At 60.3% G+C, this 13,536-nt stretch carries 14 protein-coding genes and 1 pseudogene; 9 read left to right on the plus strand and 6 right to left on the minus strand.

Annotated features, from left to right (window positions below; all coding sequences use genetic code 11):
* Positions 1–51: 51 nt before the first annotated feature.
* From NKI29_RS06400 to NKI29_RS06410, 3 genes are read right to left on the minus strand one after another with little or no spacing between them, the layout of a single operon-like run.
* The gene (locus tag NKI29_RS06400; RefSeq protein WP_352448613.1) at positions 52–825 is read right to left on the minus strand and encodes an enoyl-CoA hydratase; all 774 of its coding nucleotides are present in this window, start codon (positions 823–825) and stop codon (positions 52–54) included.
* A 24-nt stretch (positions 826–849) separates the two neighbouring features.
* On the minus strand, positions 850–1,740 hold the full coding sequence (gene mutM / locus NKI29_RS06405; RefSeq protein ID WP_352576941.1) for a bifunctional DNA-formamidopyrimidine glycosylase/DNA-(apurinic or apyrimidinic site) lyase: 891 nt from the start codon (positions 1,738–1,740) through the stop codon (positions 850–852).
* Complete coding sequence (locus NKI29_RS06410; RefSeq protein WP_352795695.1) at positions 1,733–2,974, minus strand: phosphopentomutase; 1,242 nt, start codon at positions 2,972–2,974, stop codon at positions 1,733–1,735. The genes mutM and NKI29_RS06410 overlap by 8 nt, the downstream gene beginning before the upstream one ends.
* 159 nt (positions 2,975–3,133) lie before the next feature.
* Here NKI29_RS06410 and NKI29_RS33440 point away from each other — a divergent pair.
* Positions 3,134–3,262: pseudogene (locus tag NKI29_RS33440) on the plus strand (phosphate/phosphite/phosphonate ABC transporter substrate-binding protein); the annotation flags it as partial.
* Positions 3,263–3,364: 102 nt separating this feature from the next.
* Here NKI29_RS33440 and NKI29_RS06415 read toward each other — a convergent pair.
* The 3 genes from NKI29_RS06415 to NKI29_RS06425 form a co-directional block, all read right to left on the minus strand.
* A complete protein-coding gene (locus NKI29_RS06415) occupies positions 3,365–3,985 on the minus strand; it encodes a TadE/TadG family type IV pilus assembly protein (RefSeq protein ID WP_023676926.1) in 621 nt (206 codons plus the stop codon).
* Positions 3,986–4,015: 30 nt separating this feature from the next.
* Positions 4,016–4,576: a TadE/TadG family type IV pilus assembly protein gene (locus NKI29_RS06420; protein WP_352455127.1), complete on the minus strand. Its 561-nt coding sequence runs from the start codon at positions 4,574–4,576 to the stop codon at positions 4,016–4,018.
* A gap of 152 nt (positions 4,577–4,728) precedes the next feature.
* A complete protein-coding gene (locus NKI29_RS06425) occupies positions 4,729–5,151 on the minus strand; it encodes a pilus assembly protein N-terminal domain-containing protein (protein ID WP_352455128.1) in 423 nt (140 codons plus the stop codon).
* Between the two features lie 343 nt (positions 5,152–5,494).
* Between NKI29_RS06425 and NKI29_RS06430 the strand changes: the two genes are divergently transcribed.
* The 8 genes from NKI29_RS06430 (at position 5,495) to NKI29_RS06465 (ending at position 13,532) form a co-directional block, all read left to right on the plus strand.
* Positions 5,495–5,665: a Flp family type IVb pilin gene (locus tag NKI29_RS06430; RefSeq protein ID WP_023676929.1), complete on the plus strand. Its 171-nt coding sequence runs from the start codon at positions 5,495–5,497 to the stop codon at positions 5,663–5,665.
* Between the two features lie 148 nt (positions 5,666–5,813).
* Positions 5,814–6,332: an A24 family peptidase gene (locus NKI29_RS06435; protein WP_023676930.1), complete on the plus strand. Its 519-nt coding sequence runs from the start codon at positions 5,814–5,816 to the stop codon at positions 6,330–6,332.
* Between the two features lie 189 nt (positions 6,333–6,521).
* A complete protein-coding gene (gene cpaB, locus NKI29_RS06440) occupies positions 6,522–7,337 on the plus strand; it encodes a Flp pilus assembly protein CpaB (RefSeq protein ID WP_023676931.1) in 816 nt (271 codons plus the stop codon).
* Complete coding sequence (locus NKI29_RS06445) at positions 7,334–8,863, plus strand: type II and III secretion system protein family protein (protein ID WP_023676932.1); 1,530 nt, start codon at positions 7,334–7,336, stop codon at positions 8,861–8,863. Before cpaB ends, NKI29_RS06445 begins: the two co-directional genes overlap by 4 nt.
* Before the next feature lie 14 nt (positions 8,864–8,877).
* Complete coding sequence (locus NKI29_RS06450) at positions 8,878–9,612, plus strand: CpaD family pilus assembly protein (protein WP_023676933.1); 735 nt, start codon at positions 8,878–8,880, stop codon at positions 9,610–9,612.
* A 55-nt stretch (positions 9,613–9,667) separates the two neighbouring features.
* On the plus strand, positions 9,668–10,951 hold the full coding sequence (locus NKI29_RS06455) for a CpaE/TadZ family protein (RefSeq protein ID WP_352455131.1): 1,284 nt from the start codon (positions 9,668–9,670) through the stop codon (positions 10,949–10,951).
* A gap of 29 nt (positions 10,952–10,980) precedes the next feature.
* Positions 10,981–12,489: a TadA family conjugal transfer-associated ATPase gene (locus tag NKI29_RS06460; RefSeq protein ID WP_352795696.1), complete on the plus strand. Its 1,509-nt coding sequence runs from the start codon at positions 10,981–10,983 to the stop codon at positions 12,487–12,489.
* Between the two features lie 29 nt (positions 12,490–12,518).
* Positions 12,519–13,532 carry a type II secretion system F family protein gene (locus tag NKI29_RS06465; protein ID WP_023676935.1) on the plus strand — a complete coding sequence of 338 codons (1,014 nt, stop codon included), beginning with the start codon at positions 12,519–12,521 and terminating at the stop codon, positions 13,530–13,532.
* Positions 13,533–13,536 lie beyond the last annotated feature (4 nt).

A 13,536-nucleotide genomic window follows, 5' to 3' on the forward strand; every position in this document is an offset into this window, starting at 1 on the left:
CGGCGCGTCAACGCTGCAGCGCTTTCTTTTTTGACCGGCGCCTTCGTCATCTCATCGGTTCGTGAAATTCGGCTTCCGCTTGCCGCTGAAGGCCGCCATGCCTTCCTTCTGGTCATCCAGCGCAAACAGCGAATGAAACAGCCGGCGCTCGAACCGCAGACCCTCGGTGAGCGTCGTCTCATAGGCGCGGTTGACGGCCTCCTTTGCCATCATCACCGACGGCAAGGAAAAACCAGCGATCTTGGACGCTGCCTTAAGCGCTTCCTCGATCAACTCGCCGGCTGGCACCACGCGCGAGACAAGGCCGGAACGCTCGGCCTCGGCTGCGTCCATCATTCGACCCGTCAGGCACATATCCATCGCCTTCGACTTGCCGACAAAGCGGGTCAGGCGCTGCGATCCGCCCATGCCGGGCATGACGCCCAGCGTGATCTCGGGTTGGCCAAATTTGGCGGTGTCGGCGGCGATGATGAAGTCGCACATCATCGCCAGTTCGCAGCCGCCCCCCAGCGCATAGCCCGCCACCGCCGCGATGATCGGCTTTCGTGCCCGCGTAAATTCTTCCCAACCGACGAAGAAATCCTGCAGATAGGCATCCACATAGGAGATGGACTGCATTTCCTTGATATCGGCACCTGCCGCGAAAGCCTTTTCCGAACCAGTGATGACCATGGCGCCGATGTCGGCATTGGCGCCCATGCTATTCACCGACGCGACCAGTTCCGCGAGCACTTGTGAATTCAGCGCGTTGAGCGCCTGCGGCCGGTTCAGCGTAATCAGCCCGACCTTGCCGCGGGTTTCGACGATGATGGTTTCATAGCCCATGCTTTGCTCCTCCTCGCTTCTGGTTCAAGCCTGACAGGCCCGGCAGTGGAAAGTCGAACGACCGCTTTGCACGATACGCTCGATGTGGCCGCCACAACCAGGCTTGGAGCAGGCTTCCCCATCGCGATCGTAAACCGCGAAGGAATGCTGGAAGTAGCCCAGCGATCCATCGGTCTGCATATAATCGCGCAACGACGAGCCGCCGGCGGCGATCGCATCGGCGACGACCGAGCGGATTGCTTCGGCCAGGCGTTCGCTCTGCTCTTTGGCTTTCTTGCCGGCTCTCGCGAGGGTGCCCGCTTCGCGCAGCGGCGACAGGCCGGCCCGCCAAAGCGCTTCCGAGACGTAGATATTGCCTAGCCCGGCAATCAGCCTCTGGTCCAGAAGTGCCGCTTTCAGCGGTGACTTGCGACCTTTCAGCAACGAAGCGAGCAGCGCGCCGTCCAGTGCGTTGCCTGTAGGCTCGACGCCTAATCCCGCCAGCATCGGATGCATGTCGGGCTCGCCTTCCGAAAACAGCATGAACCCGAAGCGGCGCGGGTCGTTGAAGATCACGCGAGAGCGGACGCCGGCAGGGGATGCGATGTCGAAGACGACGTGATCGTGAGCAGTGTTTTTCGAACGTTCGTGGTGGAACGCGCCGGGCGTTGCGCTCTCGTCGGCCGTTTCGATGCGAAACGAACCCGACATGCCGAGATGGCAGATCAGAACCGGGCCGTTGTCCATGTGCATTGTCAGATATTTGGCACGGCGGCCGAGCGCCGCAATCGTCTTGCCGGTCAGCCGCTCCGAAAATCTCTCGGGGAACGGAAACCGCAAATCCGGCCGGCGTGCCTCGACACCGACAATGCGGGCACCTTCAAGGGCCGGCTGCAGACCGCGCCTGACTGTCTCTACCTCCGGCAGCTCAGGCATGGCCACCTATCGTGGCATGGAAGGAGGTGCCGTGACGGCCGCGCGCCAGCCCGAGATGTTCGGCCACGGTTTCGCCGATGTCGGCAAATGTTGTCCTCAGTCCGATCTCTGCGCCTTTGAAACCCGGCCGTGTCCCGATAATCGGAATACGCTCGCGCGTGTGGTCGGTGCCGCGCCACGTCGGATCGTTGCCGTGATCGGCGGTCAAAATGAGCAGATCGCCTGGCCTCAGCCGTGCGAATGCCTCGGGCAGGCGCCGGTCGAAAGCTTCGAGTGCGGCGGCATACCCCGCAACGTCGCGCCGATGCCCGAACTCGGTGTCGAAGTCGACAAAGTTCGCGAAGACGAGGTCGCCGTCGCGGGCGTCTTCCATGGCACCAAGCGTTTTGTCGAACATCGCCATGTTGCCGGCAGCCTTGCGGACTTCCGAGATCCCCCGATGGGCGAAAATGTCGCCGATCTTGCCGATCGCGATAACCCGGCTGCCGCGCGCCGTCAGCCGGTCGAGCAGCGTCGGTTCCGGCGGCGGTACGGCATAGTCGCGACGATTATGCGTTCGCTCGAACGTGGCGGCGGTTTCACCGATAAACGGCCGCGCGATGACGCGGCCGATATTCAGCGGATCGACGAGCCTGCGCACCACTTTGCAGAACTCGTAAAGCCGTTCCAGGCCGAAATGAACCTCATGCGCGGCGATCTGCAGGACGGAGTCGATCGAGGTGTAGCAGATCGGCTTGCCGGTGCGGATATGGTCTTCGCCGAACCGTTCGATAATCTCGGTGCCCGGAGCATGGCAATTGCCGAGGATGCCAGGCACCTTCCCTTCACGCACCATTGCTTCGGTCAACTCGGCCGGAAAGGCGGGAATCTTGTCTGGGAAGTAACCCCAGTCGAAACGGACCGGCAGGCCGGCTATTTCCCAATGGCCCGATGGCGTGTCCTTGCCGCTCGAAACCTCTTGGGCCGCGCCGTGAAAGGCGGCGGCAAGCGGCGCACTGCCGGCATTCTCGAACCTGAAACCCGTCGCCGTTGCCGCGGCCTGGCCGAGGCCGAGCGCGAGCATGTTTGGTACAAGAAGGGGTCCGGCACGCAGGCTTTCGCGATCGGCGCGGCCTTCTGCGCAGGCCCGCGCGATGTGTGCGAACGTATTAGAGCCGGTGTCGCCATAACGTTCGGCATCGGCCGCGCCGCCGATGCCGAAGGAGTCGAGGACAAAAAGGAAGGCGCGTGCCATCGAAAGGTTCATCATTGCCTGTGTGTTGGCTCAGACATAGGGTTCCGCGCCGCCATTGGCAATTCGGAAACCCAACGGCACGGCTTGGCGTGCTGGTCCCGGAGAGACGAATCGCGGCATGGTCGATCTGCGGATGGAAATGCGCGGCGCGGAGCTCGCATGAGGCTTGCCCTGACGGCATTCGCCGCCGTACTGGCTTTGCTGCTGGATGCGTCTTGCACAAACCTGGCGCGAGCCGATTGGCGCGATGTTATCGGAACGTTCCGTATCGGTATCGTCGCCGAACCGTTGCCGGTCCGAGGGACTATGTGCTGGCTGCAGCCATCGTGCGTCTAGTCTCGGCCCGCGGTCGCAAGCAATAGCAACAGACCGGTTAGCGGGCTTCAGGCGTCAGCAATCGCTGCACGGAATGGTCGGGCTCCTGCGCGGCCGCAGATAATAAGTTTCCGCCATCGATATCGAATTGAAGACCGAGCTCAACCCGAACCGGCTTTGGCCGTCCGCCGACCAGGTGATGATTGGCTTGTAGGCGAGATCGCTTTCGACCCGAATGAGGAACGTGCCTTTGATCTTGAGCGCGCTCGGGACCGTTGTGGTGGAATCCTTGACAGCGTCGACGCTAGAGACGCCATCGACCAGTTTGCGCGACCACACGACCAGGACTTTCGGCGTCGTCTCGTTCGTCACCTGTATCGCCGTGATAATGATCTTCGGTTTCGAGCGGTTGTAGGGCTGGAGCGTGGAACTGCCGATCGCCATGATGGCATCGACATCGGCCGCCTTGACGGTCTGCTGCTGCGTGACGAGGTCCGCTACCATGCTGCCGATGCGGCTGACCTTCTTGCTGGTCTCGATGGCTTGCGAGGCCTCCATTGTCATAAAGTACATGATCAACAGGACAGGCACGATGAGGGCAAACTCGACAGCCGCAATACCGCGGCGGTCCGAGCAAAGCCGGACTGCTCTTGTACAAATCCCTGCGATGCCCAGCTGTGCCCCCGCACGAATCATGGCTTTGCCCTTTTCAAGCGACTACGTGGTTCAGTTGTCGAACGGCTCGTTCTGCCAAGTGATCGAAGCAAAATGCAGCGTTTTGCCGTCCTTCAGGTTGGCCATCGATTTGGCCATGAAGTCGGTCATCACCGGCCATTTGTAAAAAACACGCAGCATGTTTCTCGACTCCGCCAGGCCAGGTGCGACGGTGAAGGTCTGTGTGCTCGTGCCCTTGGTCAGCACGACATCGCCATCCTGAATCTTGAAACCGGCCAGCGCCGCATCGGCGAAGGTCGGATATTCCCGCAAGTCCACCAGCAATCCGGGACAGGTCTTGGCGACCATGATCTCCAATTTGGTGCAGATCATATCCCGCAGCTTGGTCCCGGACACATCGGCCGGTCTTAGTTGGCCGGTACGCAGCTGGCGCGCGATGTCGTCGGTGGCGTTTGCCATCACTTCCTGTGCGGCAAAAGAAATGCAGCTCTCCAGGATGGCGAAGACAAGAAGCGCGAAAGGAATTGCAAGCATGGCGAATTCGATCGCCGTGCTTCCGCGGCGGTCGCCCAAAAACCGTCTTGGAGAACCTGCTCGTCCTGCCTTGTTCATGTCCTCTGCCCGCCGATGCCGCTTCTGTATCGGTCCCACCCTTAGTCGGAACCGATTGAAGTCCGGTTGGAATGACCGTTAAATTCAACGGGAAGGCCTTAACCCGGCGATAACCGAAGCACGTTCCCGCCAAAGGCGGACACGTCGGCTAGCTAATGCCCGGCGCTCATTTCGGCTTCAGAGGCCTTCTCGGCATCGCTCTTATACGAGCTTTCGCAATATGGCGCGCAGGACATGGTCTGTACTTCGGAACGCCGATAGATGCGCACCGACGACGCTGCCTGGCGCACGACGGTTATTTGCTCATCGACGATCGGGTTACCCTCCTGGTCGAGGACGACGAGATTGGTGACGCCAAATCCCTTGCCGGTCAGTACGATGGTCGATGCGTCCTGCACGGAGGCGTCGGCGATCGCCGGATTGCCGACGACAATCGTATCGGCGGCGCGCGACAATTTGATGATCTTTGCCTGGTTCATCGTCACCTCGATGCCGGCGCCGGCCTTGGCTGGAAAGGCGAAAGCCGCTGCGGCAAAAAGCACGGCAACTGGAAATGATGATCTCGGCCCGGCCATTGAGGCGCCCCCTGGCAAACTGTTCAACGGAACATGAACGAGATTGGTGAACCAATCGTTAAGCGGCTGGAGTTCAGGATCAAGCCGGAACCGGCATTGGGCCTAGCCGGCACGGCTGGAACGTCTTTGCCGAATTGCGCCTTTTGCGCCTTTTGTCAGCCCGGGCGCCTAGCGGCGGGTATTTTAGTTCTGGGTTAACCACGCAATCTCGTCGAAGCGGGAAAGGAATCGGTAAGCCTGTTTATTAAGCCGATTGAAACAGCTTCTCCTTAGATTCGCAGTATCCGATCAGCCACCAAGAGAAGTTGACGGAAGTGCTGTAACAATTGGAGTAGGAGCTCGAATGTCTAACCTCATCGCACGTTTTGTGAAGGACGAATCCGGCGCGACCGCTATCGAATACGGTCTGATCGCCGCTCTTATCGCACTCGCCATCATGGTCGGCGCCGGCCAGCTCGGCAACTCGCTGAACGCCAAGTTCACCGCCATCTCCACTAAGGTGAACGGTAGCTGACCGTAACGGGTTCGGTTGTTCTGAAATAAGGGCCGCCGCACTGGCGGCCCTTATTTAGTCCTGGTATGATTTGAAATTTAGGCCTCATCAGTCGTTAATCGAATAGGATTAGGCTGGGGCCAGATGCAATTGGGTCATAGGCGCGCCGATGCTTGAAGCCGTGATCTTCGTCGTGTTTCCGTTCTGCATGCTTTTTGCCGCGATCTCCGACATGCTTTCGATGACGATCGCCAATCGCGTGCCGGTGTTGCTTGTGGTTGTCTTCGCCTTGGTTGCGCCTTTGACCGGCATGGACTGGGCCACCTATGGCTGGCATTTCGCCGCCGCCGGCCTGGTTCTCGCGGTGACGTTCGGCCTGTTCGCGCTGGGCGGCATGGGCGGCGGCGACGCCAAGCTTCTGGCTGCCACTGCCATGTGGATGGGACTGAACATCCATCTCATCGAATACCTCGTCGCCTCGACATTCATCGGCGGACTGCTGACGCTAGCCATCCTCGCCTATCGAAAATCGCCGCTTGCCGCCGTCACAAGCCACAATCCGTTCCTGCGCCATTTCGCCGATGAGGCGACCGGCGTTCCGTACGGCATCGCGCTTGGCATTGGCGGTCTGCTCACCTATTCCGACTCGCCATTGATGGCCTGGGCACTTACCAGGCTGGCGGGCTGAATTTCGCTTTACGCGGTTGGCGCCGAGCAGGCGAGTTGGCCACGTTTTCCTTCGGGCCGGGCTTGTCGGTCCAATTTATGTAAACGTTAAATTAATCACGATCGTAAGTATAACATTAACCTTGTTTTGACGATTGCCGCTGCAAAGTCCCGCTTGGCTACGTGGTTTGCCAAGGCGAGGTTCGGACAGATGCCAGCATCCCGATTGATTATTCTGAGCGTGGCGATAGCCGCGGCCGGTGGTGCAGGCTATGTCGCGAAGAACATGGTCGTGGCTCCGCCGCCTCCGGTTGTCGATTCCGGTCCTCAGGCGCCGGCGATCGCGCTGCAGGATGTGCTTGTTCTTTCCGGCGACGTTCCGATGGGCAGTCCGCTTGAAAACAACATTTCCTGGGAGTCATGGCCGTCCGCCGGCATCAACGCAAATTTCATCACCCGCGCCGCCGAGCCTGAAGCGCTGGACAAGCTGAAGGGCGCCGTCGCTCGCGTGGCGCTCTACGCCGGCGAGCCGCTGCGGCGCTCGAAGCTGATCGGTGAAGGGCAAAGCTTCATGTCGTCGATCCTGCCCTCCGGCATGCGGGCCGTTGCCACAAGCATCTCGGCCGACACCTCGGCCGGTGGCTTTATTCTTCCCAACGATTTCGTCGACGTCATCATGACCCGCAGAGCCGATCCCGCCAATGGCGGTGGTCCGGGCTTCACGACCGAAACTATCCTGAAGAACATTCGCGTCCTGGCGATCGACCAGACCATTCAGGAGGACGAGGAAGGTAAGAAGACCAGGGTTGGCCAGACCGCCACCCTGGAACTGACGCCGCAGCAGTCCGAGATCATCACCGTCGCACAGCAGATGGCGGATCGCCTGACATTGGCGCTGCGCTCGATCAAGGACAGTCAGGACAAGAATGTGGGCGAAGCCGATTACCTGGTTTCCGGCAATGGCCGGCGCGGAACCGTGCGGTTGATCAAGTCGGGCGAAGTTTCCGAAGTGGGGGCGAGGAAATGAGGCTAAAAACCAAATTGCCGGTCACGCTGGCTGCGGCGATCGGCCTGCTTTTCCTTGGAACGAATGCATATGGCGTTCTCTGTGCCAGCGCAGCAGGCGACAACGCCAGGGTGACGGCTTCGACCGCCACCCAGCGGGTCAAGCTCGGACTGAACAAGTCGGTGGTCATCGACCTCCCGAGCGATGCCTACGACATTCTCGTCGCCAACCCCGCTGTAGCCGACGCGGTGACCCGCACCGCCAGGCGCATCTATCTGTTTGGAAAGGCGGTCGGCGAGACCAATATCTTCGTCTTTGGCCCGAATGGCGAGCAGATCGTCAGCCTTGACCTAGCGGTCGAACGTGACGTCGCCGGGCTGGAGGATTATATCAAGCGCTTCATCCCGTCATCGGAGGTCAAGGTCGAGTTGCTGAACGACAACGTCGTTCTGACCGGAACCGTGGACACTCCTCTGGACGCCAAGCGCGCGGCCGATCTGGCAACCATTTTCGTGTCCGGCGGCGAGGCGACCACGGGTCAATATTCGCAGACCGCTGCCGGCGGTTCGGCTGAAGCCGGCGTCGCGATCGATAACCCAGATGCCGAGCGCCGCGTCAGCAAGATCGTCAACCTGCTGCAGATCATCGGCGACGACCAGGTGACGCTGAAGGTAACGGTCGCGGAAGTCAGCCGCTCGGTGATGAAGCAGCTCGGCGTCAACATGGTGGGCAACGGCAGCAGCAACGGCATCAGCTGGGGCGCGGTAAGCGACAATTTCACTGGTTTGGGCAAGTCGCTGTCGAACTCGGGCCTCTCTATCGGGAGCTCGACGCTGCAGGCCTACATCAATGCCATGGAACAGTCCGGTGTCATGAAAACCCTCGCCGAACCAACATTGACGGCCGTATCCGGCGAGAAGGCGACCTTCAAGGTTGGCGGCGAATACAACATGGTGACCAGCGTTTCCCAAGCCGTATCAAACGATAACCAGACCGGTCTGAAGACGTATTCGGTCGAGAAGATCGAATACGGCATTGGCCTGGAATTCCAGCCGGTGGTGCTGTCTCCCGGCCGTATCAGCCTGAAAGTCAGAACCTCGGTTTCCGAGCCGACAACGGAGGGGTCTGTGTCTTTGTCCGAAGGCGTAACAAGCCCGGGCATGAATGCCCTGTCGCTCCGCAAGCGCTTGGCCGACACAACAGTGGAACTGCCTTCGGGCGGCTCGATGATGATTGCCGGCCTTGTCCGCGATGATCTCAGGCAAGCCGTCAACGGCTTACCTGGTCTGACAAAGATTCCAGTGCTTGGCGCGCTGTTCCGCAGCAGGGATTTCGTTCGCAACGAGACCGAGCTCGTCATCATCATTACGCCCTATCTGGTGAAGCCGGTGGCGCGCAACGATCTTGCCAAGCCGGATGACAATTTCAACGCCGCCAGCGATGGCGCCGGCATCTTCCTTGGCCGCGTCAACCGTGTCTACGGCACCATGCAGACCGACAAGCCCAACGGCCGTTACCACGGCGTTGTCGGCTTTATCTACAAGTAAGCGGGGAAGCGGTCATGTCTAAGGCAGCATCGAAGGCACGGGCGATCACCGCGACGCGGTCGGTCCATTCGCGAATCTGGCGGCCGGCCGTTCCCATTATGGCGATCGCGGTGGCGGCATTGCTGGCCGGCTGCGCCAATCGCGACAGCGTCACGGTGGGTGCCATACCGGACGATTATCGCACCACCCATCCGATCGTCATAGCCGAGAAGATACAGAAGATCGACCTTCCGGTCGGCGCCGGCGACCGTGGCATGACCAGATCCCAGCGTGACACGCTCCTGGGCTTCCTGGACGGATACGACAGGAGCGCGGCTCCGGTGCTGACGATCGAGATTCCGAGCGGCTCAGCCAACGAAATCGCAGCGGCCGTGGCCGGCCGCGATTTCGCCAGGCTGGCCATAGCCAGCGGCATCAGCCGGAAGCGGATCGCCATGCGGTCCTATCAGTCTGTTTCGGCCGAAGCGTCCGCACCGATCCGTGTTGCCTACGTCTCGGTGAAGGCTCAGACGGATAAATGCGGGCGCTGGCCCGAAGACCTGCTGCAGACTTCGGAAAACAAGCACTATGCCGATTTCGGCTGTTCGTATCAGAACAACCTGGCTGCCCAGATGGCCAATCCGTCCGATTTGATCGGGCCACGCAAGCCGACCCCGATCGACGCGGAAAATCGCGGCGCGGTGATCGACGTCTATCGTGACAGAGGTATTTCGGACGAATTCCTCGGCAATTCGGAAGTCGAATATTAACGAGTGTTGAGGCTCAACAAACCCTAAGCCGCGCAAGTCACGGAAAGTGATGACAATGAGCAATCTTGCCTATGACACAGAGGTACCGGGCGGCGAAACCTCGGAGCAGGATATTGCCGCGATGCAGGCGTTGCGGCCGATCCCGCGCATTTCGATCCAGGCATTTTGCGAGACCGAAGGCGTAGCCAATCCGGTCGAGCGCGCCGGCGAGGATCGCCGCATGGCCAAGGCCCATCTGAAGGTGCATATGGGGGGCATCCCTACCGCTATCGAATTCTATCAGTCGGCGCCGACACCGAACCTGATCCTGCTTGAATCGCGCAGCGAGCCGAAGCTATTGCTTGAACAACTCGCCCAGCTCTCCGAGCATTGTGACCCGACCTCCAAGGTGGTGGTTGTCGGCCACTACAACGATGTCGGCCTGTACCGCGAACTCATTCGTTCGGGCATTTCCGAGTATGTCATCGCGCCCGTATCGATGGCCGACATCGTCAGCGTGGTGTCTTCGATCTTCGTTGATCCGGAAGCGGAGCCGATCGGCCGCTCGATTGCCTTCATCGGCGCCAAAGGCGGCGTCGGCTCCTCGACCATAGCCCATAATGTGGCCTGGGCCATGTCGTCCCTTTTCAAATCCGAAGTGGTTGTCGCCGATCTCGACCTCGCCTTCGGAACGGCCAATATCAATTTCGACCAGGATCCGGCGCAAGGCATTGCCGAGGCAGTCTTCTCGCCGGAACGCGTCGACGAGGTCTATCTCGACCGGCTGCTCGCCCAATGCGCCGAGCACCTGTCGCTGCTTGCGGCCCCTTCGACCCTGGAGCGGGTCTACGATTTCGATCCCGACGCCTTCACCCAGCTTATCGACATAGCCCAGCGTAGCGCGCCGCTCCTCGTGCTCGATGTTCCCCACGTGTGGGCCGGCTGGACCAAGAACACGCTGGTCAAGGCCGACGAGATCGTCATCACGGCGACGCCCGAACTGGCCAATCTGCGCAACACGAAGAACCTGGTCGACATGCTGAAGCGGCTTCGTCCGAACGATCCCGCGCCAAAGCTTGTGATCAACCAGGCCGGTGTGCCGAAACGTCCTGAGATTACGCCGTCCGACTTCTCCGAATCGCTCGGCCTTTCGCCGATGTCGGTCATCCCGTTCGAGCCGCTTTTGTTCGGAAATGCTGCCAACAACGGACGTATGCTCGGTGAGATGGATGCCAAGAATCCGGTTGTCGCCACGATCAACGAGATCGCCCATGTGCTGACAGGGCGCAGCGAAATCAAGGTGAAGAAAAAGGCTGGCCTCGGCAATCTGATCGGCAAGCTTTCGCGCAACAAGAAGTGATGCCTCAGCGGTGGAATTGGTAAGCGATCATGTTTGGTAAAAGAGGCAGCGACGACGGCAACCGGACCATTCCGGAATTCCGTCAGCCAGCACCCGCACCTGCTGCGCCGGCGGCCGCAAACCCTGTGGAAGCGGCTGTAACTGCCAGGTCGGCGGCGCTGCCGCCATCCGGCGCGCCTGCCGCGCCGGCGGTTCGCCGTGCGGTCGAGCCGCCGCCATCGGCCCCGGAGCCGAAAAGTATCCAGCGCCAAAAGAGCGAAACCTACTACGACACCAAAAGCCAGGTCTTCGCCGCACTCATCGATACGATAGATCTGTCGCAGCTCGCCAAACTCGATCCCGAAAGCGCGCGCGAGGAAATCCGCGACATTGTCAACGACATCATCGCGATCAAGAATTTCGCGATGTCCATCGCCGAGCAGGAAGAGCTTCTCGAGGATATCTGCAATGACGTTTTGGGCTACGGGCCGCTGGAGCCACTGCTTGCCCGCGACGATATTGCCGACATCATGGTCAATGGCTCCAAGAACGTCTACATCGAAGTCAACGGCAAGGTCGAGCAGACCGGCATCCGTTTCCGCGACAACCAGCAGCTCCTCAACATCTGCCAGCGTATCGTCAGCCAGGTTGGCCGCCGCGTCGATGAATCAAGCCCGATCTGCGATGCGCGTCTTCCTGATGGCTCCCGTGTCAACGTCATCGCACCGCCCCTGGCTATCGACGGCACCGCACTTACCATCCGCAAGTTCAAGAAGGACAAGCTGACGCTCGACCAGCTGGTCAAGTTCGGCTCGATTTCTCCGCAAGGGGCCGAGATTCTCAAGATCATCGGGCGTGTCCGCTGCAACATTGTCATCTCGGGCGGTACCGGCTCAGGCAAGACGACGCTGCTCAATTGCCTGACCAACTATATCGACCGCGAAGAACGCGTCATCACCTGCGAGGACTCAGCTGAGCTGCAATTGCAGCAGCCGCATGTGGTGCGTCTCGAAACCCGTCCGCCCAACCTCGAAGGCGAGGGCGAAGTGACCATGCGCGACCTGGTCAAGAACTGTCTGCGCATGCGCCCCGAACGTATTATCGTCGGCGAAGTGCGCGGACCCGAAGTGTTCGACCTGCTGCAGGCGATGAACACCGGCCATGACGGCTCGATGGGAACGATCCACTCGAACAGCCCGCGCGAATGCCTCAACCGTATAGAGTCGATGATCGCCATGGGCGGCTATACGCTGCCGCAAAAAACCGTGCGCGAAATCGTCGTCGGCTCCGTCGACGTGATCATACAGGCTGCACGCCTGCGCGACGGATCGCGGCGTATCACCCACATCACCGAGGTGATCGGCATGGAAGGCGACGTCATCATCACCCAGGACATCGTTCTCTATAACATCAAGGGCGAGGACGCGAACGGCAGGCTGCTGGGCGAGCACGTGTCGACTGGCATCGGCCGTCCGCATTTCTGGGAGCGCGCCCGCTACTACGGTGAGGAGCAGCGCCTCGCGGTTGCGCTCGAGGCGATGGAGAAACGCGCTGATTGATCCGTCTGGAAGCGTGGGGGCCAGGGTCGATGTTCGGAATTGACGGCACCGTATTGGCATTCGTCGTGCTCGCCGGCTTCAGCGCCGGCGCTGTGGCCTATGCTTTCCTGTTTAACCGGATCAGCACCGAGAAGCAGGTCGGCAAGCGGCTTGAATCGATCAAGACCGCCGAGACGGATCGTTCCGTCGTCAAGGCGTCGCGCGATCGCGTGGCGGAAGCGGCCAAGCGTCGCAAGTCCGTCCAGGATTCGCTGAAGGATCTCGATCAAAAGCAAAAGTCCAATCAGAGCCTGGTCAAGAAACCACCGCTGAAGATCCAAATCCGTCAGGCCGGCATGAAGATCTCGCTTGAGCGCTTCTATGTCTACTCGGCGGTCTGCGGCGTCGTCTTGACGGCTCTTGTCTATTTCATCGGCGCACCGTTGCTGGTCTTGCCGGCTGCGCTGCTGGTCGGCGTCTTGGGTCTGCCCCGCTGGTTCGTCTCGTTTCGCCGCGCGCACCGCGTCAAGGCGTTCCTAAACGAATTTCCGAACGCGCTCGATATCATTGTGCGTGCGGTAAAATCCGGCCTGCCGCTGAACGATGCCGTGCGCCTGATCGCCAACGAATCCCCCGAGCCGGTCAAGACCGAGTTCCGCCGCATCGTCGATTCGCAGCAAATGGGTTTGTCGATCCCCGACGCGGCCATGCGCATGCCAGAAACGATGCCGTGCACCGAGGCGAGCTTCTTCGGCATCGTCATCCAGATCCAGTCTCAGGCCGGCGGCAATCTTTCCGAAGCGCTGGGCAATCTTTCGCGCGTGCTTCGCGACCGCAAGAAAATGAAAGCCAAGGTCCAGGCATTGTCCATGGAAGCCAAGGCATCCGCCGTGATCATCGGCGCGTTGCCTTTCGTCGTCGCCTTTCTCGTCTATTTGACGAGCCCGAACTACATCATGCCCCTCTTCATCACCAGCACCGGCCATCTGATCCTCGGTTGTTCCGGCATCTGGATGTCGATGGGCGTCCTGGTAATGCGCAAGATGATGAATTTCGAAGTCTAGGACT

Origin of the sequence: Mesorhizobium sp. M0678 (assembly GCF_040320505.1) — a bacterium.
Lineage (GTDB): Bacteria > Pseudomonadota > Alphaproteobacteria > Rhizobiales > Rhizobiaceae > Mesorhizobium.

What these genes read in the sequence shown, in the direction of transcription:
- NKI29_RS06400 (WP_352448613.1), bottom strand. Translation starts at nt 825, where the DNA reads ATGGGCTATGAAACCATCATCGTCGAAACCCGCGGCAAGGTCGGGCTG.
- mutM (WP_352576941.1), bottom strand. Translation starts at nt 1,740, where the DNA reads ATGCCTGAGCTGCCGGAGGTAGAGACAGTCAGGCGCGGTCTGCAGCCG.
- NKI29_RS06410 (WP_352795695.1), bottom strand. Translation starts at nt 2,974, where the DNA reads ATGGCACGCGCCTTCCTTTTTGTCCTCGACTCCTTCGGCATCGGCGGC.
- NKI29_RS06415 (WP_023676926.1), bottom strand. Translation starts at nt 3,985, where the DNA reads ATGATTCGTGCGGGGGCACAGCTGGGCATCGCAGGGATTTGTACAAGA.
- NKI29_RS06420 (WP_352455127.1), bottom strand. Translation starts at nt 4,576, where the DNA reads ATGAACAAGGCAGGACGAGCAGGTTCTCCAAGACGGTTTTTGGGCGAC.
- NKI29_RS06425 (WP_352455128.1), bottom strand. Translation starts at nt 5,151, where the DNA reads ATGGCCGGGCCGAGATCATCATTTCCAGTTGCCGTGCTTTTTGCCGCA.
- NKI29_RS06430 (WP_023676929.1), top strand. Translation starts at nt 5,495, where the DNA reads ATGTCTAACCTCATCGCACGTTTTGTGAAGGACGAATCCGGCGCGACC.
- NKI29_RS06435 (WP_023676930.1), top strand. Translation starts at nt 5,814, where the DNA reads ATGCTTGAAGCCGTGATCTTCGTCGTGTTTCCGTTCTGCATGCTTTTT.
- cpaB (WP_023676931.1), top strand. Translation starts at nt 6,522, where the DNA reads ATGCCAGCATCCCGATTGATTATTCTGAGCGTGGCGATAGCCGCGGCC.
- NKI29_RS06445 (WP_023676932.1), top strand. Translation starts at nt 7,334, where the DNA reads ATGAGGCTAAAAACCAAATTGCCGGTCACGCTGGCTGCGGCGATCGGC.
- NKI29_RS06450 (WP_023676933.1), top strand. Translation starts at nt 8,878, where the DNA reads ATGTCTAAGGCAGCATCGAAGGCACGGGCGATCACCGCGACGCGGTCG.
- NKI29_RS06455 (WP_352455131.1), top strand. Translation starts at nt 9,668, where the DNA reads ATGAGCAATCTTGCCTATGACACAGAGGTACCGGGCGGCGAAACCTCG.
- NKI29_RS06460 (WP_352795696.1), top strand. Translation starts at nt 10,981, where the DNA reads ATGTTTGGTAAAAGAGGCAGCGACGACGGCAACCGGACCATTCCGGAA.
- NKI29_RS06465 (WP_023676935.1), top strand. Translation starts at nt 12,519, where the DNA reads ATGTTCGGAATTGACGGCACCGTATTGGCATTCGTCGTGCTCGCCGGC.